General features: G+C 41.1%; 25 protein-coding genes. 3 read left to right on the top strand and 22 right to left on the bottom strand.

Annotation, left to right across the window (positions count from 1 at the left end):
* The 13 genes from ACXYSK_RS06815 to ACXYSK_RS06755 all read right to left on the bottom strand — a co-directional run bounded on the left by ACXYSK_RS06815 (position 1) and on the right by ACXYSK_RS06755 (position 9,876).
* The gene (locus ACXYSK_RS06815; RefSeq protein WP_006146176.1) at positions 1–885 is read right to left on the bottom strand and encodes an ABC transporter ATP-binding protein; all 885 of its coding nucleotides are present in this window, start codon (positions 883–885) and stop codon (positions 1–3) included.
* Positions 872–1,066 (bottom strand): hypothetical protein, encoded by a 195-nt coding sequence (locus ACXYSK_RS06810; RefSeq protein ID WP_000709296.1) that lies wholly within the window; start codon positions 1,064–1,066, stop codon positions 872–874. The genes ACXYSK_RS06815 and ACXYSK_RS06810 overlap by 14 nt, the downstream gene beginning before the upstream one ends.
* On the bottom strand, positions 1,063–1,254 hold the full coding sequence (locus ACXYSK_RS06805; protein ID WP_000681201.1) for a hypothetical protein: 192 nt from the start codon (positions 1,252–1,254) through the stop codon (positions 1,063–1,065). The genes ACXYSK_RS06810 and ACXYSK_RS06805 overlap by 4 nt, the downstream gene beginning before the upstream one ends.
* Positions 1,251–1,457, bottom strand: coding sequence for a hypothetical protein (locus ACXYSK_RS06800; protein ID WP_025171227.1), 207 nt, complete (start codon positions 1,455–1,457; stop codon positions 1,251–1,253). Before ACXYSK_RS06800 ends, ACXYSK_RS06805 begins: the two co-directional genes overlap by 4 nt.
* Before the next feature lie 125 nt (positions 1,458–1,582).
* Entirely contained in the window at positions 1,583–3,250 is a 1,668-nt protein-coding gene (locus ACXYSK_RS06795) for a DAK2 domain-containing protein (protein ID WP_458625496.1), read from the bottom strand.
* Positions 3,251–3,252: 2 nt separating this feature from the next.
* Complete coding sequence (locus ACXYSK_RS06790) at positions 3,253–3,618, bottom strand: Asp23/Gls24 family envelope stress response protein (protein WP_000216443.1); 366 nt, start codon at positions 3,616–3,618, stop codon at positions 3,253–3,255.
* A gap of 152 nt (positions 3,619–3,770) precedes the next feature.
* Positions 3,771–3,959 (bottom strand): 50S ribosomal protein L28, encoded by a 189-nt coding sequence (gene rpmB / locus ACXYSK_RS06785; RefSeq protein ID WP_001140948.1) that lies wholly within the window; start codon positions 3,957–3,959, stop codon positions 3,771–3,773.
* A 105-nt stretch (positions 3,960–4,064) separates the two neighbouring features.
* Positions 4,065–4,739, bottom strand: a complete 675-nt coding sequence (locus tag ACXYSK_RS06780) for a LiaF transmembrane domain-containing protein (RefSeq protein WP_458625495.1) — start codon at positions 4,737–4,739, stop codon at positions 4,065–4,067.
* Between the two features lie 4 nt (positions 4,740–4,743).
* Complete coding sequence (locus tag ACXYSK_RS06775) at positions 4,744–5,190, bottom strand: LytTR family DNA-binding domain-containing protein (RefSeq protein ID WP_458625494.1); 447 nt, start codon at positions 5,188–5,190, stop codon at positions 4,744–4,746.
* Between the two features lie 118 nt (positions 5,191–5,308).
* Entirely contained in the window at positions 5,309–5,812 is a 504-nt protein-coding gene (locus ACXYSK_RS06770; protein ID WP_458625493.1) for a phosphatase PAP2 family protein, read from the bottom strand.
* Positions 5,813–5,911: 99 nt separating this feature from the next.
* A complete protein-coding gene (locus ACXYSK_RS06765) occupies positions 5,912–7,672 on the bottom strand; it encodes an ABC transporter ATP-binding protein (RefSeq protein ID WP_458625492.1) in 1,761 nt (586 codons plus the stop codon).
* Positions 7,662–9,431 carry an ABC transporter ATP-binding protein gene (locus tag ACXYSK_RS06760; RefSeq protein WP_458625491.1) on the bottom strand — a complete coding sequence of 590 codons (1,770 nt, stop codon included), beginning with the start codon at positions 9,429–9,431 and terminating at the stop codon, positions 7,662–7,664. The genes ACXYSK_RS06765 and ACXYSK_RS06760 overlap by 11 nt, the downstream gene beginning before the upstream one ends.
* Positions 9,415–9,876: a MarR family winged helix-turn-helix transcriptional regulator gene (locus ACXYSK_RS06755; RefSeq protein ID WP_458625490.1), complete on the bottom strand. Its 462-nt coding sequence runs from the start codon at positions 9,874–9,876 to the stop codon at positions 9,415–9,417. Before ACXYSK_RS06755 ends, ACXYSK_RS06760 begins: the two co-directional genes overlap by 17 nt.
* Positions 9,877–10,083: 207 nt before the next feature.
* Here ACXYSK_RS06755 and ACXYSK_RS06750 point away from each other — a divergent pair, with 207 nt between their 5' ends.
* Positions 10,084–10,758 (top strand): hypothetical protein, encoded by a 675-nt coding sequence (locus tag ACXYSK_RS06750; protein ID WP_458625489.1) that lies wholly within the window; start codon positions 10,084–10,086, stop codon positions 10,756–10,758.
* 44 nt (positions 10,759–10,802) lie between these two features.
* On the opposite strand, the gene ACXYSK_RS06745 is transcribed toward ACXYSK_RS06750, so the two are convergent.
* Together ACXYSK_RS06745 and ACXYSK_RS06740 are read right to left on the bottom strand one after the other, a co-directional pair.
* Positions 10,803–11,519, bottom strand: coding sequence for a YebC/PmpR family DNA-binding transcriptional regulator (locus tag ACXYSK_RS06745; RefSeq protein ID WP_458625488.1), 717 nt, complete (start codon positions 11,517–11,519; stop codon positions 10,803–10,805).
* A 96-nt stretch (positions 11,520–11,615) separates the two neighbouring features.
* Positions 11,616–12,986, bottom strand: coding sequence for an MATE family efflux transporter (locus ACXYSK_RS06740; protein WP_458625487.1), 1,371 nt, complete (start codon positions 12,984–12,986; stop codon positions 11,616–11,618).
* Between the two features lie 108 nt (positions 12,987–13,094).
* Here ACXYSK_RS06740 and ACXYSK_RS06735 point away from each other — a divergent pair, with 108 nt between their 5' ends.
* The gene (locus tag ACXYSK_RS06735; RefSeq protein ID WP_458625486.1) at positions 13,095–13,649 is read left to right on the top strand and encodes a GNAT family N-acetyltransferase; all 555 of its coding nucleotides are present in this window, start codon (positions 13,095–13,097) and stop codon (positions 13,647–13,649) included.
* A gap of 42 nt (positions 13,650–13,691) precedes the next feature.
* Here the strand turns inward: ACXYSK_RS06735 and recA are convergent, their stop codons facing one another.
* From recA to ACXYSK_RS06705, 6 genes are all read right to left on the bottom strand, one after another.
* Positions 13,692–14,840 (bottom strand): recombinase RecA, encoded by a 1,149-nt coding sequence (gene recA, locus ACXYSK_RS06730; RefSeq protein WP_178894464.1) that lies wholly within the window; start codon positions 14,838–14,840, stop codon positions 13,692–13,694.
* A 54-nt stretch (positions 14,841–14,894) separates the two neighbouring features.
* A complete protein-coding gene (locus ACXYSK_RS06725) occupies positions 14,895–16,151 on the bottom strand; it encodes a competence/damage-inducible protein A (protein WP_458625485.1) in 1,257 nt (418 codons plus the stop codon).
* A gap of 76 nt (positions 16,152–16,227) precedes the next feature.
* The gene (gene lytR / locus ACXYSK_RS06720) at positions 16,228–17,295 is read right to left on the bottom strand and encodes a glycopolymer--peptidoglycan transferase LytR (RefSeq protein WP_458625484.1); all 1,068 of its coding nucleotides are present in this window, start codon (positions 17,293–17,295) and stop codon (positions 16,228–16,230) included.
* Positions 17,296–17,299: 4 nt separating this feature from the next.
* Positions 17,300–17,821 carry an N-acetyltransferase family protein gene (locus tag ACXYSK_RS06715; RefSeq protein WP_458625483.1) on the bottom strand — a complete coding sequence of 174 codons (522 nt, stop codon included), beginning with the start codon at positions 17,819–17,821 and terminating at the stop codon, positions 17,300–17,302.
* Positions 17,811–18,254: a tRNA (adenosine(37)-N6)-threonylcarbamoyltransferase complex ATPase subunit type 1 TsaE gene (gene tsaE, locus ACXYSK_RS06710; RefSeq protein WP_025169951.1), complete on the bottom strand. Its 444-nt coding sequence runs from the start codon at positions 18,252–18,254 to the stop codon at positions 17,811–17,813. The genes ACXYSK_RS06715 and tsaE overlap by 11 nt, the downstream gene beginning before the upstream one ends.
* Before the next feature lie 90 nt (positions 18,255–18,344).
* Positions 18,345–19,766 (bottom strand): NCS2 family permease, encoded by a 1,422-nt coding sequence (locus tag ACXYSK_RS06705; protein WP_458625482.1) that lies wholly within the window; start codon positions 19,764–19,766, stop codon positions 18,345–18,347.
* Positions 19,767–19,971: 205 nt separating this feature from the next.
* Between ACXYSK_RS06705 and ACXYSK_RS06700 the strand changes: the two genes are divergently transcribed.
* Complete coding sequence (locus ACXYSK_RS06700) at positions 19,972–20,784, top strand: Cof-type HAD-IIB family hydrolase (protein WP_458625481.1); 813 nt, start codon at positions 19,972–19,974, stop codon at positions 20,782–20,784.
* Between the two features lie 136 nt (positions 20,785–20,920).
* On the opposite strand, the gene ACXYSK_RS06695 is transcribed toward ACXYSK_RS06700, so the two are convergent.
* On the bottom strand, positions 20,921–21,346 hold the full coding sequence (locus tag ACXYSK_RS06695) for an SP_0198 family lipoprotein (protein WP_458625480.1): 426 nt from the start codon (positions 21,344–21,346) through the stop codon (positions 20,921–20,923).
* Positions 21,347–21,349: the final 3 nt, after the last annotated feature.

Below are 21,349 nucleotides of genomic sequence, written 5' to 3'. Positions count from 1 at the left end.
TTAGTCATCTCCCTTTTGTGTTTCTTCAAAGATTGTATCTAGCAAGCTACGGTTATTGACTTCAATTTCTTGTATCCTACAGCCTGCCTGGACTAACAGTTCCCAGAAAGCATCTGCTTCGCGTGTGACTACTTGCAGGGCATCTTGTTTTTGTGACCAGTTTTCAACCAAGTTAGACTGTTCGACGACTTCCTTGTAAGCTAGAGGTAGGATGAAGTGCTTTTCAATCTCCTCACTGCGCATGGCTAGAGGTGTCGTATCACGAATCAACTCTCCCTTATTTAAGACCAAAATCCGGTCCGCTGTATGCTCTACTTCCTCAATATAATGAGACGAATAGAGAATGGTGACTCCCTGCGCTTTTAAGTCTTGGACAATTTCCCAAAAACGTTGACGGGTTGAAGTATCCATGGCCGCAGTTGGCTCATCTAAAAAGACAAGCTTTGGTCGGCCAATCAAGGTCAAGACAAATGAAAAGAGACGCTTTTGTCCACCTGACAATTTTTCCGCCAACTGCTCTTTTTGTTGCTTGTCAAACTGCAATAGTTGATCGATTTCCTGGTTGTTCAAGGGATTTGGATAAATGCTTTGAAAGAAAGCAATCAACTCTTTAACCTTTAATTTCTGAACGATGACATTTTCTTGAGGGAGGTAGCCTCTAATATAGTCTAACTGAGAACTCGTCACTGGCAAGCCTTGGATGGATACTTGACCGCTGGTGACTAGTTTATCTCCAAGCAAACAGTCCAAGAGTGTTGTCTTACCGGCACCATTTGGACCAATCAAGGCGACGCATTCGCCCTCTGCTACCTCAAATGAAATATCCTTCAATATAGCCTTGCCCTTGATGTTCTTATTTAGGCTTTCTACCTTAATCATGTTCATGATATTCTCCTTTCAACCACTCCTTCCCCATCGGAAAGGCGATAAAAATCATAAATCCTAGACCCCAAGCACCGCGAATGACTTGGTGAAGGAAGGCTTGGTCAAACCACCCTGTAAACATTTCGACCAACCATACCACTAGTGATAGTGCAATAAAGAGATAGAGAATCGCTTTTTTCATTTTTCAAACTCCTTTTTCACATCTGAGACCAATTTCAAACCTTCTCGGATCAACCAAGACATCATACCAAATCCTGCAAATAACTCCCAAGGAAAATGATAGAAGCCTTCGTCCAATCCTGAAAACATGAGATAAGTCATGACTCCTGCTGCTACTAAACTCATTGCGACAATTACTTTATGTTTCATTTTTCAAACTCCTTTTTCACATCTGAGACCAATTTCAAACCTTCTCGGATCAACCAAGACATCATGCCAAATCCTGCAAATAGCTCCCAAGGAAAATGGTAGAAGCCTTCATCCAATCCTGAAAACATGAGATAAGTCATGACTCCTGCTGCTACTAAACTCATTGCGATAATTACTTTATGTTTCATTTTTTCTTCCTCCATTTGATACATCTATTATAATTCTTTGAAGGTTGTGTCACTAGAAGCTTCTGTCATGAGGAAATATGACAAATGTCACAAAAAAAGAAAGTTGATTTCTCAACTTTCTTTTTCTTATTATTTAATCTTTATTCCACACTGAAAAGATATGGGTAAACTGGTTGTTGACCTTGGTGAATTTCTACTTCGACATCTTCGAATTCTTCTGCGATTTCTTGGGCGATTTGGTTAGCCAATTCTTCACTTCCATCTTCTCCGACATAGAAGGTTACGATTTCACTGTCTTCATCCAACATGTGTTTCAAAGTTTCAGTCAAGGTTTGGTGCATATCAGGATTTGACACGAGGATCTTCCCATCTACCATACCAAGATTGTCATTTTCATGGATTTCTAAGCCATCGATAGTTGTATCACGAACGGCTGTTGTTACACTACCACTGATGACATCGCCAAGGGCTGCAGTCATGCGTTCTTTATTTTCTTCGATTGATTTGCTTGGATCAAAGGCAAGAAGACTAGTCAATCCTTGAGGAATTGTACGAGCTTCTACCACAACAGCTGGTTGCTCTAAGACTTCAGTTGCTGATTGAGCTGCCATGAAGATATTTTTGTTATTTGGCAAGAAGATGATATTGCGAGCATTAACTTGCTCAACAGCCTTGACGAAGTCTTCTGTCGAAGGGTTCATAGTTTGTCCACCTTCGATGACATAATCCACACCTTGTGCACGGAAGATGTCTGCCAAGCCTTGTCCAGCTACTACTGCGATAAGGGCATATTCTTTTTCTTCAGCTGGCTTACTAACTTGAGCTGCTTCTTTTTCTACTTGCGCTTCGTGTTGGTTACGCATGTTATCGACTTTAACCTTAACCAAGCTACCGTATTTAAGACCTTCTTGCAAGACAAGTCCTGGATCTTCTGTATGGACGTGAACTTTAACGATTTCATCGTCATTGACAACAAGTAGAGAATCTCCAAGATCGTTCAAGTAGTTACGGAATTCTTCGTAGTCAAAGTCTTTAGCATAAGTTGGGCCTTGTTTGAGGGCAACCATGATTTCAGTACAGTAACCAAAAGTAATGTCTTCTGTTGCCACATGTCCAGCTACAGACTTGTGGTGTTCAGCATTGATCATCTCACTCATGTTTGCTGGAGTAGCAACAAAGTCCTCAGAAGCACTGTATTCACCAGTAAGAGCTGAAAGGAATCCTTCATAGATGAAGACCAAACCTTGACCACCTGAGTCCACAACTCCAACTTCCTTCAATACTGGAAGCATTTCTGGAGTCTTAGCAAGGGCTGCTTTAGCTCCTTCTAAGGCCGCACGCATAACTTCAACTGCGTCATCTGTCTGTTCTGCTTTTTTCTTAGCACCGATGGCAGCTCCACGTGATACAGTCAAGATAGTTCCTTCAACTGGCTTCATAACAGCCTTGTAGGCAACCTCAACACCTGATTGGAAGGCAAGGGCTAGGTCTTTCCCTGTTAACTCTTCTTTTGTCTTGATGGCTTGTGAGAATCCACGGAAAAGCTGAGAAGTGATAACTCCTGAGTTTCCACGCGCACCCATCAAGAGACCTTTAGCCAAGATACTTGCAGCCTCACCAACAGTTGAAGCTGGTTTGTCTGCTACTTCTTTAGCACCATTTTCGATAGTCATTCCCATGTTTGTTCCTGTATCTCCGTCTGGAACCGGGAAAACGTTCAATGAATTGACATATTCGGCTTGCTTGTTCAAACGAGTTGAAGCAGCCTGGACCATTTCTTGAAATAAGCTTGTAGTAATATTTGACACGGTTATTCTCCTACAACTTTGATATTTTGAATGTAGACATTCACAGTTTGAGCAGTGATTCCAAGTTGGTTCTCTAAGCTAAAGCGAACACGTTCTTGGATGTTTTTTGAAACTTCACTGATTTTTGTACCGTAGCTCAATACAGTATATACATCAACTGCAATACTACCGTCTTCAGCTGCTTTAACGACTACACCTTTTGAATAATTTTCTTTACCTAGAAGGGCTTGGAAATTATCTTTGAGGGCATTTTTACTAGCCATACCGACTACACCAAAAATTTCAGTTGCTGCACCACCTACAACAGTAGCGATCACATCATCTGTCAGTTCGACTTGACCATCTTTTGTATTAATTTTTACAGTCATTTTTTTTACCTCAACTAGTTGATACTCTATTTTATCATATTTCAGCCCAACTGTAAAAGCAGAATGCTGTATCATCGGATATTTGCTTGATTTTTCAAATGATTTCAGCTTTCGACCAAAAGAAAAAGACCCTGTAGGTCTTTTCATGTTTATTAAACGCGTTCTACTTTTCCTGATTTCAAAGCACGAGCTGAAGCCCAAACTTTTTTAGGTTTACCATCGATAAGAACAGTAACTTTTTGAAGGTTTGGTTTTACGGCACGTTTAGTTTGGTTCATCGCGTGTGAACGGTTGTTTCCTGATACAGTCTTGCGACCTGTAAAGTAACATACTTTAGCCATTGTGTTTTCCTCCTATTAGATCTAATATAGCGGATGTGCTAGCACCACATACCGTACTATGTTATCACACTTTCTCCGTTTTGGCAAGGGAATTGGAAGATTTTTTTATTTGACGTAGACAACTTCTAATTTACCAAAAGCCACCTCTCCACGGACAATCAGGGTCTTACTTGTAGGAGCTACCGGAGCATCTGCCTTGGCTACTCCACAAGAAGTCTCCACCTTCAGATCTACTCGCCAGTGTTGGGGCACATAGATAACTGCATTTCCTAAGTTGACTTCTACCTTCAAGGTTGCACTATCGCCTAACATCTCTGCATTGTCATAATAGATCTTGGCATTCCCACAGCTAACTTCAAACTGGTCTTCTACCAAGTCTTGGTCCTGTTTGTAAAAGGTTCCACTACCAAAGGTAACTTCCTTCTCTGTCAGAATAGTCTTTTCAGCGTCATACCACCATTTTTTACTGTCCCATGTTTTGTTCGAATTAGTCAGCATACTTACTCCAAACACGATGAGAACACTCGCCCAGAACAGTGATTGATTGGGAATCGGTAAAATGTCATAAAAATGATTAGCAATCATGAGGGCCACTAGGGCTGTAAAGGAGGCTGAAGTGAAATGACGACGAAGGATTGCCTCAACTGATTGATAGGCAAAAAATCCAATACCGATCAAGGGCCAAATTCCCCCTTCAAGTGAAGGAATACCAAAATTCCCCTGCAACAATACTAAGGCTGCCAATACTAGCAATACAATACCAAATGCTTTCTTTTTCATCTTCTTACCTCATGTTTCTTAGATTTTCTTTTAGGAGGGATTGGTAGTGTCGTGACACGTGCACCTCCTTGTGGGTCTGATAAAAGGAAATAGTTCCTGTCCCTGAGAAGGACTTGTCCACCGAGTAGACCTGCCGAAGATTGGCAATGGTCGACTTGGATACCCGACTGAAATAGCGAGGCAGGATAGCCTCTAACTCATAAAGCTTGAGTCTCACTTCATAGGCTTCTTTCTGGGTGTGGGCGTAAATCTTGCTACCTTCTGTCTCAAAAAAGAGAATTTCTGCCAAGTCCAAATAGTACTCACCCGTCCCCTTATAAAAAATCAACCTAGGAGCCTTGGTTTCTTGCAAGAGTCGTTGCAAATCAGCTATTTCATCTGTCAGGGCTGCAGCCTTGATGACAATCTCTGTCTCAGTTAATTCACTATCAATCTCGATTCGTAACTTCATCCTATCTCCTTTCTGCATCTACTATACCAAAGCCCATAAGACTTTACAAGGGCAAAAAAGCAAGTGGTCACTTTTGACCCGTAAGTGGTTACGAGCCCAAGCCCACTTGCTTTGCTTTTTACAAAATAAAGAAGAGAATTCCCCAGATGAGTCCACAGGCGTAGCCAACTAAAACATCCTTGGGATAATGAACGCCACCCAAGACTCGAACCAGACCGAGAAGAGCTGATAATACTAATAAAATCAAGCCCACAGGAAGATTTGCGTGTAAGCAAGCCATGGAAATGATAGTCGCTGAAAAGACGTGGCGACTGGGCATTGAATTGCCAGAACTGTCCTTGTCTAGTAGCGGGATAATTCCCCAAGCCTCATAAGGACGCGGTTGATTAATCCACTTACGAACTAGCGTCAATAGGACAAAGCCAGAAGCTGGCACTAAGATATAAGCATAAAGGTCGTTCACCAATCCCTTGCTCATAAAGCTTGTCCCCAACAAGGTCAAGTATGCCAAGGGCATCAGAACTGTCATCATGCGATTAAAGACTCGCATCAGTTGTAATCCTTGTGGTTGTCGAAGAAGGCTTGATTTCCTCTTGTCGTACCACTCTTGATAGTTTTTCATATATTTTCTCGTTATTTTTAGATTTTGCACAAGAAGCCTACTAGCATCTCCTACTCTAGTATAGTGTAGAAAAAGAAGGCCGTCAAGCCTTCTTTGGTTTTATTCTTCTACTTGGTCTTCTGTAAATTGACTATTGTAGAGGTCAGCATAGAAACCTCCCTGAGCCATAAGTTCCTCATGATTGCCTTGCTCGATGATATTTCCGTCCTTCATAACCAAAATCAAGTCGGCATTACGGATAGTTGACAAGCGATGGGCGATGACAAAGGATGTGCGTCCCTCCATCAAACGGTCCATGGCTTTCTGAATCAACTCCTCTGTACGTGTGTCTACCGAGGATGTCGCTTCATCAAGAATCAAGAGCGGTGCATCTTTGAGAAGGGCACGAGCAATGGTTAAGAGCTGTTTCTGTCCGACTGACAAGGTCACTGTATCATCCAAAACAGTATCGTAGCCATCTGGTAGAGTCATGATAAAGTGGTGGATTCCGACTGCTTTTGCTGCTTCAATCATTCGTTCATCACTAATCCCTGTTTGGTTGTAGATGAGATTATCACGAATGGTTCCTTCAAAGAGCCAAGTATCCTGTAAAACCATTGAAAAGGCATCGTGTACTTCTGAACGTTTCATCTTCTTGGTGTCCACACCATCAATGCGAATGCTTCCCTTATCAATCTCATAGAACTTCATCAAGAGATTAACAATGGTCGTCTTCCCAGCTCCAGTTGGTCCAACAATGGCAATCTTTTGCCCTGCATGAGCTGTCGCAGAAAAGTCATGAACGATGGTTCGCTCAGGTGTGTATCCAAAGGAAACTTGATCAAAGACTACTTCACCTTTCGTATCAGTCAATTGTGTTTTCTTATGAGATTCGTCTTCCATCTCAGCTTCACTTAGAAATTCAAAGACACGGGTCATAGCTGCACTGGCTTGTTGTAAGCTGGTAATCCCTTGGGCAATCTGTGATAAGGGTTGAGAGAAGGTACGAACATAAACCATGAAGGCTACGATGATACCAATGCTGATATGTCCTTCAAGAGCTAGGACTGCACCGACGATGATCACCAAAACATAGCTAAAGTTCCCAACAAAGATCATTGCTGGCATCATGATTCCAGAAATAAATTGAGATTTCCAGATACTATCATGTAGGTCTTGATTCAATCCTGCGAATGTTTCTTTAGTAGTATCCACAGCGTTATAGCTGGTCACAACATTGTGGCCTGAGTACATTTCTTCCACATAGCCGTTTACAGCTGCTAGGTTGTTTTGTTGGGCTTTAAAGTAGCCCTGTGACTTAGCCATAATGACTGAAACCGCAGCAAAACCTACAAGTGTTGAAACAACTGTTACTAATGCCAAAATCCAGTTCATGCCAAACATGGTAATCAAAACAGCAATCAGTAGAAAGCTAGCTGAGAGAACCGTTCCCAGACTTTGGTTGAGGGACTGAGCCGCCGTATCGACGTCATTGGTTACACGAGAGAGAGTATCTCCTTGAGAATGACGGTCAAAATAAGCAAGTGGCAGACGGTTAATTTTTTCAGCGATAGCTGTCCGCAAGCGTTTTGAAAAATGTTGGATACTCGTTGAAAAGATATAGGCTTGCGTATAGTTGAGAATAGCACCAAGTACATACAAAACAGCTAAAAAGCTGGCGATACTTGACACAGCTACCAAATCGATTTCTGTAGCCAAACCGTCTGAAATCAAGTTGGTGATTTCCTTAATCTTAGTTGGTCCATAAACAGTGATAATACTTGAACATACAGCAGCCACAACCGCAACTGGTAGGGGAAGTTGGAGACCTGCTAGAAAAGGTTTATATTGTTTCCAAAAGGACATCTTCTTATTTTCCATGTTCCAATTCCTCCTTCGATAGTTGTGAATAGGCAATTTCTTGGTAAACTTCATTAGTAGCAAGAAGTTCTTTGTGGGTGCCTTGCCCCACGACTTTACCTTGATCCAATACTAAGATCAAGTCTGCATCCATGATGGTTGAGATACGTTGGGCAACGATCAACTTGGTCATAGATTGGGTTTTTTCAGCTAGTTCTTGGCGCAAGATACGGTCAGTCTTGTAGTCCAAGGCCGAGAACGAATCATCAAAGATGAGAATCTCTGGTTTACGAGCCAAGGCACGCGCAATGGCCAAACGTTGTCTTTGTCCTCCTGAGAAGTTGGTTCCACCTTGAGCCACTTCTGAGGATAGGCCTGCTTCCTTATCTTCGATGAAGCTTTTAGACTGGGCCAATTCAAGAGCTTGCCACATAGCAGTCTCGCTTAGCGGAGTTTCCGGACTCTTACCAAAGTCTAGATTCCCCTTGACATCTCCTGAGAAGAGAACAGCTTTTTGTGGGATATAGCCGACTTTATTCCGCAAGTCTTCCAAATCATAATCCTGCACATTGACGCCGTCCACTAGGATTTCCCCATCCGAAACGTCATAAAAACGAGGCAAGAGATTCACAAGTGTAGATTTACCAGAACCAGTTGAACCGATAAAGGCGACCGTTTGACCAGCTTCTGCCTTGAAGCTGACATGTTCCACAACTGCTTCTGAATTTTTTGAATAACGGAAGGTTACATCACGGAATTCCACTTGACCTTGAATAGATGAATCTGCCGTCTGTGGTTGACTAGGATTTTCAATAGAAGAATGCAAGTCCAGCACTTGATTGATACGTCCTGCAGAAACCAAGGTACGAGGAAGGACGATAAAGAGAGCACCCATGAGCAAGAATCCCATCACAACCTGCATGGCATAAGACATGAAGACCACCATATCACTAAAGAGTGGTAGACGGTCTGTCAGGCTAGCATCATTGATGATATAGGCACCAATCCAGTAAATGGCTAGACTCAAACCGCTCGAAATCGCCATCATAATAGGATTCATAATAGCCATCAATCGATTGACAAAGAGGTTGAGACGAGTCACCTCATCATTGGCCTCTTCAAATTTCTCATCCTGATAATCCTCAGCATTGTAAGCACGAACTACTCGAATCCCTGTCAAGCTTTCACGAGTGATACTATTGAGTTTATCTGTCAATTTCTGGATGACAGATTGTTTTGGAAAGGCCAGAGTCATGAGAACTGTTGTCATCAGAACATTGACAATAACAGCCACCACTACTGCCCAGAGCCAGTATTCAGATTTGCCAAGGATTTTTCCAATGGCCCAGATAGCCATGATAGGACCACGAGTGACCACTTGGAGCCCCATAGTAAAGAGCATTTGAATCTGCGTAATATCATTGGTCGTCCGAGTCAAGAGACTTGGGATTGAAAAACGTTTGATTTCTGTCTGCGAGAAATCTAGAACACGATGAAAAATATCACTACGCAGATGAGCCGTGTAGGATGCTGCAACGCGAGCAGCAAAAAATCCAACTGTGACAGATGATAGAAAGGCCAAGAGTGACAAGCCCATCATCTTAATAGCTGGTGACCAAAGTGCATCCAACTGCGTCCCTGGTGTCCCAAGTAATGCTGTAATTTCTGAAATGTAAGTCGGTACTTCTAATTCTAGATAGACCGAGAAACAGGTAAAGAGTACAGTCAAGAGAATCATTCCCCACTCTTTTCCTGTAATACGTTTAGCGAGTTTCTTCATTCTTACCTCCAATTTTCTCTACATTAGCCTGTAGTCGATCTAGAACTTCTTCAAAAATAGCGAGATTTTCTTCAGATACTCCATCAAGTAAACTGCGGTCAATTCGATCAAAGAAAGTCTTAATCTGCTTCATTTGAGAGCGTGATTTATCCGTCAATCGAACGTACTTGGCTCTCTTGTCATTTGGACTCACTTCCAATTCCACCAAACCATTTTGCACCATACGCTTCACTAAATTACTAGCAACTGACTTGGTGACATTGAGTTCTTGTTCAATATCCTTAATGAGTGTCAATTCTTGGTCCTGCTCACGACGATCTAAAAAACGAAGAACCTGACCTTGTGGCCCACCCATTACTTCAATACCACAACGTTTGGCTTCCTGTTTCACCATGAGGTGAATCTGATGACCAAAACGTTTAAAGACTAACATTGGCTTATCCATGTTTGCCTCCTTCTAAAGAAAATAGTTCTCACGAGAACCAATTGGTTTTCATGAGAACTATTTTATCATTTTCAAATAAGATGTCAAGAAAAAAGTTTCCAGGAGAACTATTTTATTTAAAATTGACATTAGGGCTCATTTTATCTATAATAAACACTATCTTACACGAATAAGATTCCACCCTGACTAGAAATGAGAAAGCCACAAATGAAACAAAAAGAAGAGAAAATCTTAGGAATCATTGCTATCATCTTGGGAACCCTTGCACTTCTCGGATCCTGGTTGCCAATTATCAGCGTACTATCTTTTTTCTTTGCTATTATTGCAATAGGTCTAGGTGTTTTTGGTATCATCCTCAATCTCCAGAACCGTAAAATATTGGCGATTATTGGTACCGCCCTAGGCATTGGATCCATTTTCCTTGTTTTGACAACGCAAGTACTCCCTTCTGGTGTTTTTACCGACTTGGCTAGAAATTTTCGTCACCCATACAGAAGTTTAACCTCTTTAACAGAAGATGACGATTTTGGAACGCTACCAAATAATAGCATCGATGAGGATGAGGACGAGGAGGATACCGATTCCTTCACTTGGACCAAGGAACAATTCGATGCTTTGATAGAAGGTGATACTGCAAATAGAGGAAAAGGGGGCTCCAACTATAAAGATATTATCAGCAAGCATGGCCAGCCAGATTCTGAAATCGAGTCAACCTCAGGTGACTACGACATCAAGAGAATCACCTATCTATCCCTCGGTTCTAATACTAAGACAGTTGTACTGACTTTCGTAAAACAGGAGAATGGTCAGTTTCTTCTCATCCGTAAATTTGCCCTAGGATTAGACAGAACAGAGCAAACTGATGATGGAGTAAAAGTCTAAGATAACTAAAAAGCGAACAGACTTAATAGCTGCTCGCTTTTTTATTAGAATCCATCTACGTTTGTGTAGATTTTTTGTACGTCTTCGTCGTCTTCAAGAACACTGTAAAGTTTTTCAAAAGTTTCCAAATCTTCGCCTGACAACTCAACTTCTGATTGAGGAATCATTTCTAATTCAGTTACTTGGAATTCTTCAATACCAGATTCACGCAAAGCAACGATAGCCTTGTGAAGGTCAGTTGGAGCTGTGTAGACAGTGATTGTTCCTTCTTCTGCTTCTACATCGTCTACATCGACATCTGCTTCAAGCAAAAGCTCAAAGATGGCATCAGCATCATCACCTGCAAAGACGATAACACCTTTGTTGTCAAAGAGGTAAGATACAGAACCTGAAGATCCCATGTTTCCACCGTTTTTACCAAAAGCAGCACGGACATTGGCAGCTGTACGGTTAACGTTTGAAGTCAAGGTATCAACGATCAACATTGAACCATTTGGCCCAAATCCTTCGTAACGTCCTTCTGTAAAGGTTTCGTCTGTATTTCCTTTCGCTTTATCGATAGCCTTATCAATAACGTGTTTTGGCACTTGCGCTTGTTTAGCACGATCGATAACGAATTTCAAAGCAGTGTTTAATTCTGGATCTGGTTCACCTTTTTTAGCTGCTACATAGATTTCTACACCAAATTTTGCATATACTTTAGAGTTAGCTCCATCTTTAGCCGTTTTCTTGGCTACGATATTGGCCCATTTACGTCCCATTAGGAATCTCCTTTTTTCACATTTTAATCTTTCTTATTATAACACAAGTCTAGCTGATTTTCACTAGAGGAAATGGATTTTCTTTTGTAAACTAGGCTAAGATTTTCCACCGACTGCCACGATTTTCTTACCTTCTTTTATCCAAGGATGTTGAGAGAGGGAGAAGTAAAGTTGAACAGTCATCACAAGCCAGAGTATCGGTTCACATAGAATAACTCCAGTATAACCTGTCCAAGGAATAATCCAAGCCACGAAAATAATTTTCCCAAACAACTCGATAAAGCTAGATACGAGAGGCAAGAGTTTCTGACCAAGTCCCTGCAAACTATTTCTATAGATCAATAACAGGCTTAAAAATGGATAGAACACCGAACTAATACGCAGGTATAAGGTCCCGTTTTCGATCAGGTAGCCGTCTGTCGAACTTGCCAGGAAAGAAACTAGGCTAGGACTTGCAAAAAATAGGAAAATACAGGCAAAGGTTGCCCAAGACATACTCAAATAGCTCCCTAAACGAAGACCTTGGACGATACGTTCGGGACGTTTTGCCCCAAAATTTTGAGAGATAAAAGTTGTCATCGAAGCTGAAATAGCCGTCATTGGCAATAAAGCAAAAGCCATGATTCTGCGCGCTGCAGTTTGGGCGCTGATAATAACTGCTCCAAAACTATTGACAGAGGATTGCAAAATGACGCTTCCGATAGAGACGATTGACCCCATCAAGCCCATAGCTAACCCTTGCTCCAAAAGGTCAACATAGAGAGCCTTATTCCATTTGAAATGTTTGAGACCTGGAAGAAGCTCTGGAACACTCTTGCGAATATAGAAATAACAGAGGATTGCTGACAATCCTTGCGAGATAATGGTTGCAAGACCAGCAGACTGCACACCTAACTGCAATTGCGTAATAAAATACAAATCCAGAATCACATTAACAATAGCTGAGAAAATTAAAAAAGCAAGAGCCGCAAGGCTATCTCCAATCGAGCGTAATAATCCTGCAAAGAGATTGTAAGCAAAGCTAACTCCCACACAGCTAACAATCATAGAAATATATTCATAAGATTGGGGGAGAATTTCTGCAGGTGTTTCTAGGTACTGCAAAAGTGGATAAAGACCAAAGAATCCCATCAGCATGACAAGACCACTCAGGATGGCACCCAAAATCCAAGTCGCCGCGACAGCTTCCTTAATCTTAGCGAAATTACGAGCACCGTAAAGACGAGCGATAACAACTCCCATCCCATTTCCAACTCCGAGGGCAAAACCGATAATTAAATCAAAAATGGCTGTCGTAGCTCCGACTGCCGCCAAGGAATCTTGTCCCAAAAAACGCCCCACAATCAAAATATCAGCTGTATTGTATAGTTGCTGAAAGATATTGGATAGTAAAATTGGTAAAGCAAAACTAATCAGTGAAGGAAGGATAGGACCATGAATCAAGTCCACCGTTGATTTTTTATTCATAAGGGTATTATATCAGCTTTCTAGTAGAGGAACAAGGGAGCTTCATTAAGAAAGCGTTGCCTAGATACAAACAATCTGGTATAATCGTGACAGAAAAGGAGGGTAGGTATGACCTTAACAAGCCAGTTAATTACAGATGCATTCCCAGACCTTGAAAAAGTCGACCAATTAAACAAGGAAGCCTTTCCTGAAGAAGAACGCGTCTCCTTGGAAGAATTTTTAAGTTACCAGGATAGAGATGACGCCCACTTTTTCGCTTTCTATAACGAAGAAGAATTTGTTGGATTTGCTTTTGCTATCGCTAACCAAAAAGCATTCTACATCAGCTTTTTTGCCATTATGCCCCATCTCCGCAGTCATGGGTACGGGAGAGAAATCATTGAAAAACTCATTGATTTTTACCAGCGTACTATGATTCTTGAAGTGGAGCGATTAGATGAAGACTGCGATAATCTCGAACAACGAAAGGCCCGCATGGACTTCTACTTACAAAATGGTTTTAAAACTGCCAATGCTTTTTTAGAATACGAGGGAATGAGTTTTGAAATTCTCTACCGTGGTGACCATTTTGATGAAGAAGCCTATCGCAACATCTTTCAAAAATTGCAAGAAGAGAATTACTTTGACTTTCGCATCAAATACCGACGTTTTAGCGAACATTAGTTCTCATGAAATAAAAAAAGTAGCAGTTCTCTGCTACTTTTTTTATTCTTCAATTTCGATTTCAAGAGCATCGCCCAAATCAAGAGTCACTTCTTGGTTAGAACTTGTTTCTGCTGCTGAACTTGCTTTAGAGCCTTCTTCCTCTTCGATCAAACCATATTGAACACGAACTTGGTGGTCAATTTCATCAAAGATTTCTGGATGATCTGCCAAGTATTTCTTCGCATTTTCAGAACCTTGTCCGATTTTTTCACCCTTGTATGAGTACCAAGCACCTGCTTTTTGGATGATATCCAAATCACTAGCAATCTTCAAGAGTTCACCAGTTCTAGAAATACCTTCCCCGTACATGATTTCAACAAGAGCTTCTTTGAACGGTGGAGCAACCTTGTTTTTCACAACTTTAATCTTAGTTTCTTTACCGACGTTAGTATCTTTTTGGTCGCCAGTTCCCTTAATTTGTGTGCTTCCACGAACGTCTAAACGAACTGAAGCATAGAATTTAAGGGCACGTCCACCAGGAGTTGTTTCTGGATTACCAAACATAACTCCAACTTTTTCACGCAACTGGTTGATGAAGATAGCAATTGTTTTTGTCTTGTTGATAGAAGCTCCGAGTTTACGCATAGCTTGGCTCATCATACGAGCTTGAAGACCAACGTGGCTATCTCCGATATCCCCATCGATTTCCGCACGAGGTACAAGAGCTGCAACCGAGTCAATAACGACAAGGTCAACTGCACCTGAGTCAATCAATTTCCCTGCAATTTCAAGACCTTGTTCACCTGAGTCTGGTTGTGACAAGAGCAATTCGTCAATGTTTACCCCAAGAGCTGCCGCATAGGCTGGGTCAAGAGCGTGTTCCGCATCGATAAAGGCTGCAATTCCGCCTTCTTTTTGCGCCTGTGCTACAGCGTGAAGGGCTACTGTTGTCTTACCTGATGATTCTGGACCGTAGATTTCAATGATACGTCCCTTAGGATAACCACCTGAACCAAGTGCAATATCAAGAGCCAAAGAGCCTGAACTCATCACTTGTACTTTTTGCTCTGCGCGTTCACCCAAACGCATGATTGAACCCTTACCAAAGTCTTTTTCAATCAATTTAAGCGCATCATTCAAAGCTTTTTCACGGTCAGCTCCAAATTTTTTCCCAATTTCATCTAATTTTTTTGTTGGTTTTTTCGCCATTTTGTTCTCCTATATTTTAATGATTCTAAGAACCTTCTTCTATTATATCAAAAGTCAGTCACTTAATAAAGCTTTGCGAACTAAGTTGAACGCATGCATAACCGCAATTTTACGAACATCTGCTCGGCTTCTTCCAGCTATATTGACTTGAACAACTTCTGTGCCGGAGGCTTGAGACAAACCGATAAAAACCGTCCCAGCCGGATGACCTTCCAAACTTTCTGGGCCTGCTACTCCTGTCAAGCTAATCCCAAAATCTGACTGGGTTTTGAGGCGTGCCTGGTCAGCCATTTTTTCCGCAGCAAATGCTGAAACGACTCCATATTCTTCCAACTCTACTTGTGGAATGTCTAACATCTTAGCTTTTTCTTCCAGGCTATAAGTGACAAAACCACCTTTAAAGATTGTTGATGCTCCCGAAAAGTTTGCCAAAGTCGCTTGGAAAAGCCCTGCTGTTAAACTTTCTGCAGCTGTGATGGTTTGCTTTTTCTTTTTCAACTCCTCAACAACTACGCTGGCTAGACTCGCTTCTTCGCCATAACCATAGCAGATTTCCTTTAAAGCAATTCCTTCAAAAGTCTGACGTGCAAGGATTTTTTCCTCCAGATTATCTAAGGCATTTTGAGCCTCGTCTTGACTAGTGGCCTTAGTTGACAAGCGCAGAGTCACCTCTCCCGTTTTTGCATACGGTGCTATGGTTGGATCCGTCTGCTCTTCAATCAAATCTGATAAAATCGTCACTAGCTGGCTCTCACCAATGCCAAAGAAACGTAGCACACGTGAGTACAACTTAGCTCCTGTTGTCAATCTTAGTAGTAGCTCATTTAAAACCATAGGTTTTAGCTCACTTGGCGGACCTGGTAGGACAACATAAGTCACGCCAGCCACCTCAATCATACCACCAACTGCTAGTCCCGTTTCATTGGGTAGTGGGATTGACCCCTCAACAATTTGAGCTTGACGTTCATTATTTGGAGTTCGTGCATAGTCTGGTCGATGAGCAAAGAAATCATCCAATTTAGCCTGTGCTTGAGGATCAAAAGTCAAATCACGCCCTAGAAATTGAGCCAAGGTTTGTTTGGTTAAGTCATCCTCCGTTGGCCCCAATCCTCCCGTTAAAATAATCAGATTACTCCGTTCCTGAGAAATCTTCAACAGGGATATGAGTCGAGTTTCATTGTCTCCCACGGCCGTCTGGAAGTAAACATCGACTCCGATTTCAGCTAGCTTTTCAGACAAAAACTGAGCATTGGTATTGACAATTTGACCAGTTAGAATTTCTGTCCCAACAGCTATTATTTCCGCTTTCATTTTTTCCTCCTACTTATCTATTCGAATTTCTTTGAAAAAATCGCAGGAAAATTCCTACGATTTCAGTATTTATTTCTTATTGTTCTGGTTGCTCTTGCTGCACTTGTTGTCCTTGCTGTTCCTGATCTGCAATAGGTCCGGTTGTTTGTGGCAAGCGGCCATAAATATTTTCATACAAGACAACATTTGTCTCTAATTCCGTAACTTCTGGTTTGTCCAATGAACGACGCAAAAGATTTTGCATATCTAACATATGGGCAGATGACACGATTTGGTAGGATGTTCCGTCAATCATTGCATCCTCTCCACGCAATTGCTGAGACTCAATATTCTTAAATGAATCTTGGTAGCCCATCAACTGAGGAATGGTTGTTGTCGTAATCTCGATATTTGTCTGCATATTATCGCTAAGAGCCTTCAGAATTTCTTGGTAGTGACTCACACTATTCAAGCTAAGAATCTTCTCAACAATCTTTTGAATGACTTCGCGCTGACGTTTCTGACGACCATAGTCTCCTTCTGGATCTTGATAGCGCATGCGTGAGTACACCAATGCCTCTTCACCATTTAGAGTTTGCTCTCCAACGCCGATAGAAATCGTATTAAACGGTTCTTGATCTTGGATAGAGATAGGGAAACCTAGAGTGTTGTTTACTGTGATTCCACCGACAGCATCAACCATTCTTTGAAGGCCATGCATGTTGACCATCACATAACGATCGATGTGGATATTCATCATTTTTTGAATGGTTGAAATAGCAAGTTCTGCTCCACCATCAGCATAGGCGGCATTGAGTTTCGCTTCTCTAACACTACCGTCTGGTTGTTGGATTTGTGTAAGAATATCACGTTCCAAACTCATCATAACAACTTTCTTGGTTTTAGGATTTACTGTTACCAAGATCATCGAATCACTGTTACCCGCCCATGGGTCTGTACGTTCAACGTTACCCGTATCCACACCCATCAGTAGGATTGTCAGGGGTTCAGTTGCCTCGATAACCTTCGTTTCTTCCCCGATTTGTTTATAGGTTTTAGCTAGAGTCTGTGTACTTTGTTGGTAGATCGTATAGGCATAAGCTCCTACACCAAGCACTGTCACAAGGACAAAGCCTAAAAACATTCCGATTATTTTTTTTGCCATATATTTATTTGTCTATCAGTCGACCCATTTGGTAAACGTCAAGAAACTCTCCTCCCTCTATACAAGCACCACGTCCCTGTAATCCTTCTATGATGAAGCCCATCTTTTTATATAGATGAACAGCCGCAAGATTGCGTTTTTGAACTGTCAGTTGTAAGCGTCGAATACTTCCACTCGATTTGGCCCATTCAATAGCTTCTTCCATGAGGATACTACCGAGACCATATCCCCAGTATGCTTTTTTAATTCCAAGAAAGACATCACCAATATGTCGAACTCTCGGACGTTGAACCGCCGTTATATTGATGACCCCTGCTAGCTCATCATTTAAAAAAGCTAGTAAAGTAATTTGATTGTCCGATTGGGCCTGCTTATCAATAAAATGCTGCATTTCTGATGCAGTCATTGCAATTCCGTTTTCATCCAGACTGGTAAAGCTAGATTCTTGACCAATCTGATCCAAAAGTGCAATAAGAACCGAAGCATCTTGGACTTCTGCTTCACGGACTAAAAGATCATACTCCATCCGTCAACCTCTGTAAGAGCTCTGTTGCTCGTTGGCCACGGGCATGAAAGACAACTTCGCGTCCGTCACCATCTTTGAGAATTTCTAATTCCAGATATTCTGCCGGAAGAGCTTCTCCTAATAGATGCCCCCACTCAATAACAGTCACACCTGATCCAAAAAGAAATTCATCCAAGTCGATAGAATCTGCGTCCCCTTCAATACGATAAACATCCAAGTGATACAAGGGTAGACGACCTTCATATTCTCGAACAATAGTATAGGTAGGACTCTTAATCATTTGATGAATCCCTAGACCTTTAGCCAGACCTTTTGTAAGTGTTGTTTTCCCCGCACCTAATTCTCCAGTCAAAATCAATACATCATTTTTCTCTAGTAAAGAACCTAACTCTTGTCCAAGAGCAATGAGTTCATCTTCATTTTTTATGTGCATGTAATCATTATACCAAAAAGTTTTCTTTTGCGACATTTCTACTAATAAAAAAGGAGGAGAATCCTCCTTCTTTTTTTAAAGTTTTTATCATTAGTTAAGAGCCATGCTGATGTAGTTCAAGATGAACAAGGCATCCAAGATCCAGATCATGACATGGACTTCTTTGATTTGACCTTTAACAATCTTTGTCAAAGTGTAAGTCAAGAAACCAACGGCAATTCCTTGAGTGATTGAGTAGCTGAATCCCATAAAGATAGAAGTGAAGAAAGCTGGAACAGCTTCTGACATATCATCCCAAGGGATATTTTTCAAGTTAGAGAGCATCATAATTCCGACAATAATCAAAATTGGTGCAGTCGCAGCTGTTGGAACAATCGCTAATAGTGGGCTAAAGAAGCTAGATAAAGCAAAACAGATAGCAACAACTAAGGCTGTCAAACCAGTACGTCCACCAGCACCGATACCGGCTGCTGACTCAACATAAGTCGTAACGTTTGAAGTACCTGCAATGGCACCAATTGAAGTTGCTACCAAATCAGAGTAAAGAGCTTTATCCAATTTAGCTGACTCATGGTTTTCACCACTTGTCGCTACGATACCTACTTTTTCACCAGTACCGATAAGTGTACCAATAGTATCAAAAATATCTGTCAATGAGAAGGCAAGAATGGCCATCAAAGTTTCTGGTAAGCGAGAAGTGTTTGAAATCAAAGATCCTAAACCTTCTGAACCAAGAGCAGCACCAAACAAAGTTCCTAGGTCGTTGACTGCTGATGAAAGATTGTTACTAGCGAAGTCAATCCCTGACACATTAACAAGACCAACCGCAATTGCAAGAACTGTTGTTGTTAGAATAGAAAGAATGATTCCACCTTTGATACCTTTAACAACAAAGAAGATAGTAATAGCAAGACCTGCAAGAGCTACCAATACAGCTGGAGTATTGAAATCTACCAAACCTGGAACAGCTGCTGAATTCGCAGTAATCGCCGCTTGAGCCTTATCTGCTCCTTCACCTGCTACAGTATATGTACCTGGGTCAATTGAGAATTTCAAAAGACCAGCATTCTTAATACCAACGTAAGCGAGGAAAACACCAATACCAGCTGAAATTGCTGAGCGAAGTGTTGTAGGAATAGACTCAATGATCATTTTACGAACATTGGTCAATGTAATAATCAGTGAAATAACTCCACAGATGAAGACCATCCCAAGAGCTTCTTTCCAAGTATATCCCATCCCAAATACGACGGTAAATGTAAAGAAGGCATTTAGTCCCATACCTGGGGCTTGTGCATATGGCAAGTTAGCATAGAAAGCCATCATCAAAGTTCCCACAACAGAACCGATGATTGTTGCCAAGAATACACCTTGAACAGGCATTCCTGTTTGTGAAAGCATTTGAGGGTTTACAAAGAGAATATAACTCATTGCAAAGAAAGTTGTTAAACCAGCAAGAACCTCTGTACGGACGTCTGTCCCATGCTCTTTTAGTTTAAATAGTTTGTCCATTTTTAATCTCCTTTGTCATTTTACGAACAATATGACTATTATATCACCAATCATTCATCTTTTCAAGGTATTTTTACTGAATTATAAAAATCTTATCCGATGCTATCCTTCTTCTTTTTACTTATTGTCAGCTTTTCTAGCCACTTTTTGATATATTTGATATAATAGAAAACATCTTATCTGAAACTAGATTCGGGAGGATTTTATGACTAAAAAAATGATTGCCGTCGATTTAGACGGAACTCTACTCAACTCTGAAAGCAAACTTTCTGACTTTACTATTGAAACAATTAAGAAAATCTCTAAAAAAGGCCACCAAGTCGTTATTGCAACTGGTCGCCCTTACCGAATGGCAAAAGATTTTTATAACCAACTTGAACTTGAAACCCCTATGATCAATTTCAACGGTTCACTTACTCATCTGCCAGGTAAGACTTGGAAACATGAAAAGTGTCTGACTGTGGACAAAAAATACCTCTTGGATATCGTAAAACGAAAAGAGGAGATTGAGGCAGACTTTATCGCTGGTGAATATCGTAAAAAGTTTTACATTACGGCCCCAGACCAAGAAATCGCCGATCCCAAATTATTTGGTGTTGAAAACTTTCGCCCTGAAAATCAATTCAAGTCTGACTTAGTGACCAAGGGGCCTAACTGTATTTTATTACAAACTAGGGCCGACGATAAATATGCACTAGCAGAAGAGATGAACAGCTTTTACAAACACCAACTCAATATTAACACTTGGGGTGGCCCTTTGAACATTCTAGAATGTACTCCAAAAGGTGTCCACAAGGCTTTTGCCCTCGAATACCTTCTCAATGTCATGAATATCGACAAACAGAATTTGATTGCCTTTGGTGACGAACACAATGACCAAGAAATGCTTTCTTTTGCAGGTAAAGGCTATGCTATGAAAAATGCAAATCCTGCTCTCTTACCTTTCGCAGACGAGCAATTACCATTAACCAATGAAAAAGACGGAGTCGCTCACTTTTTACAAGAACGATTCCTATAAATCATAACCTATAAATTAGTAGTTCTATACTTTTGGCTAAAATACGGGCCATTGAGTAAAGAACTTTTTTTCATATAATTATCCATAAAAAAAGGATTTGCACCTGTTTTATCCAGATCCAAATCCTTTAAAATATCTATTTTTTTAAAACAATACGATCTGAAACCTCACGGTCCATGTCGTCGATAATAATCTGGTTCTCTTCTGCCACATAAATCTTGACGTCGTCTCCGATGATGACTTTCTGATTTTCTGGTTCAAAGGTTACCTTCTTAACTTCCTGTACTCCATCCGCTTCCACTTCTGTCCACGTTCCGGTATTACCAGTAACGACAAGCGTAATGCTATCACCCTCGTCCTGCCCCTTATAGATACCATCCATATTGACGGTTGTAGCATTCGTAGCGCTAGCTGTTGTTGACTCAGATACCTGACTTGTTATCACTTCTGAACTAGTGCTTGCTTGTGGTGTCGAAGTTGTTTGTTCTTTTGTTGAACAAGCAACTAAAAGACCAAGACTTGCCAAAGTGGCAAGAGAAAGTGTGATTTTTTTAAATGACATAAT

The organism is Streptococcus sp. V919, from assembly GCF_054353475.1.
This window is presented reverse-complemented; position numbering and strand designations above follow the sequence as displayed.

Bases quoted from the DNA above. Each gene is read 5' to 3' on its own strand.
- ACXYSK_RS06715 (WP_458625483.1), bottom strand. From the start codon at position 17,821: ATGGAGTATGATCTTTTAGTCCGTGAAGCAGAAGTCCAAGATGCTTCG.
- ACXYSK_RS06775 (WP_458625494.1), bottom strand. From the start codon at position 5,190: ATGAAGTTACGAATCGAGATTGATAGTGAATTAACTGAGACAGAGATT.
- rpmB (WP_001140948.1), bottom strand. From the start codon at position 3,959: ATGGCTAAAGTATGTTACTTTACAGGTCGCAAGACTGTATCAGGAAAC.
- ACXYSK_RS06805 (WP_000681201.1), bottom strand. From the start codon at position 1,254: ATGAAACATAAAGTAATTGTCGCAATGAGTTTAGTAGCAGCAGGAGTC.
- ACXYSK_RS06765 (WP_458625492.1), bottom strand. From the start codon at position 7,672: ATGGAAAATAAGAAGATGTCCTTTTGGAAACAATATAAACCTTTTCTA.
- ACXYSK_RS06735 (WP_458625486.1), top strand. From the start codon at position 13,095: ATGACCTTAACAAGCCAGTTAATTACAGATGCATTCCCAGACCTTGAA.
- ACXYSK_RS06745 (WP_458625488.1), bottom strand. From the start codon at position 11,519: ATGGGACGTAAATGGGCCAATATCGTAGCCAAGAAAACGGCTAAAGAT.
- tsaE (WP_025169951.1), bottom strand. From the start codon at position 18,254: ATGCACATAAAAAATGAAGATGAACTCATTGCTCTTGGACAAGAGTTA.
- ACXYSK_RS06755 (WP_458625490.1), bottom strand. From the start codon at position 9,876: ATGGATAAGCCAATGTTAGTCTTTAAACGTTTTGGTCATCAGATTCAC.
- ACXYSK_RS06700 (WP_458625481.1), top strand. From the start codon at position 19,972: ATGACTAAAAAAATGATTGCCGTCGATTTAGACGGAACTCTACTCAAC.
- ACXYSK_RS06695 (WP_458625480.1), bottom strand. From the start codon at position 21,346: ATGTCATTTAAAAAAATCACACTTTCTCTTGCCACTTTGGCAAGTCTT.
- ACXYSK_RS06800 (WP_025171227.1), bottom strand. From the start codon at position 1,457: ATGGAGGAAGAAAAAATGAAACATAAAGTAATTATCGCAATGAGTTTA.
- ACXYSK_RS06790 (WP_000216443.1), bottom strand. From the start codon at position 3,618: ATGACTGTAAAAATTAATACAAAAGATGGTCAAGTCGAACTGACAGAT.
- ACXYSK_RS06780 (WP_458625495.1), bottom strand. From the start codon at position 4,739: ATGAAAAAGAAAGCATTTGGTATTGTATTGCTAGTATTGGCAGCCTTA.
- ACXYSK_RS06760 (WP_458625491.1), bottom strand. From the start codon at position 9,431: ATGAAGAAACTCGCTAAACGTATTACAGGAAAAGAGTGGGGAATGATT.
- ACXYSK_RS06770 (WP_458625493.1), bottom strand. From the start codon at position 5,812: ATGAAAAACTATCAAGAGTGGTACGACAAGAGGAAATCAAGCCTTCTT.
- recA (WP_178894464.1), bottom strand. From the start codon at position 14,840: ATGGCGAAAAAACCAACAAAAAAATTAGATGAAATTGGGAAAAAATTT.
- lytR (WP_458625484.1), bottom strand. From the start codon at position 17,295: ATGGCAAAAAAAATAATCGGAATGTTTTTAGGCTTTGTCCTTGTGACA.
- ACXYSK_RS06725 (WP_458625485.1), bottom strand. From the start codon at position 16,151: ATGAAAGCGGAAATAATAGCTGTTGGGACAGAAATTCTAACTGGTCAA.
- ACXYSK_RS06810 (WP_000709296.1), bottom strand. From the start codon at position 1,066: ATGAAAAAAGCGATTCTCTATCTCTTTATTGCACTATCACTAGTGGTA.
- ACXYSK_RS06750 (WP_458625489.1), top strand. From the start codon at position 10,084: ATGAAACAAAAAGAAGAGAAAATCTTAGGAATCATTGCTATCATCTTG.
- ACXYSK_RS06705 (WP_458625482.1), bottom strand. From the start codon at position 19,766: ATGGACAAACTATTTAAACTAAAAGAGCATGGGACAGACGTCCGTACA.
- ACXYSK_RS06815 (WP_006146176.1), bottom strand. From the start codon at position 885: ATGAACATGATTAAGGTAGAAAGCCTAAATAAGAACATCAAGGGCAAG.
- ACXYSK_RS06740 (WP_458625487.1), bottom strand. From the start codon at position 12,986: ATGAATAAAAAATCAACGGTGGACTTGATTCATGGTCCTATCCTTCCT.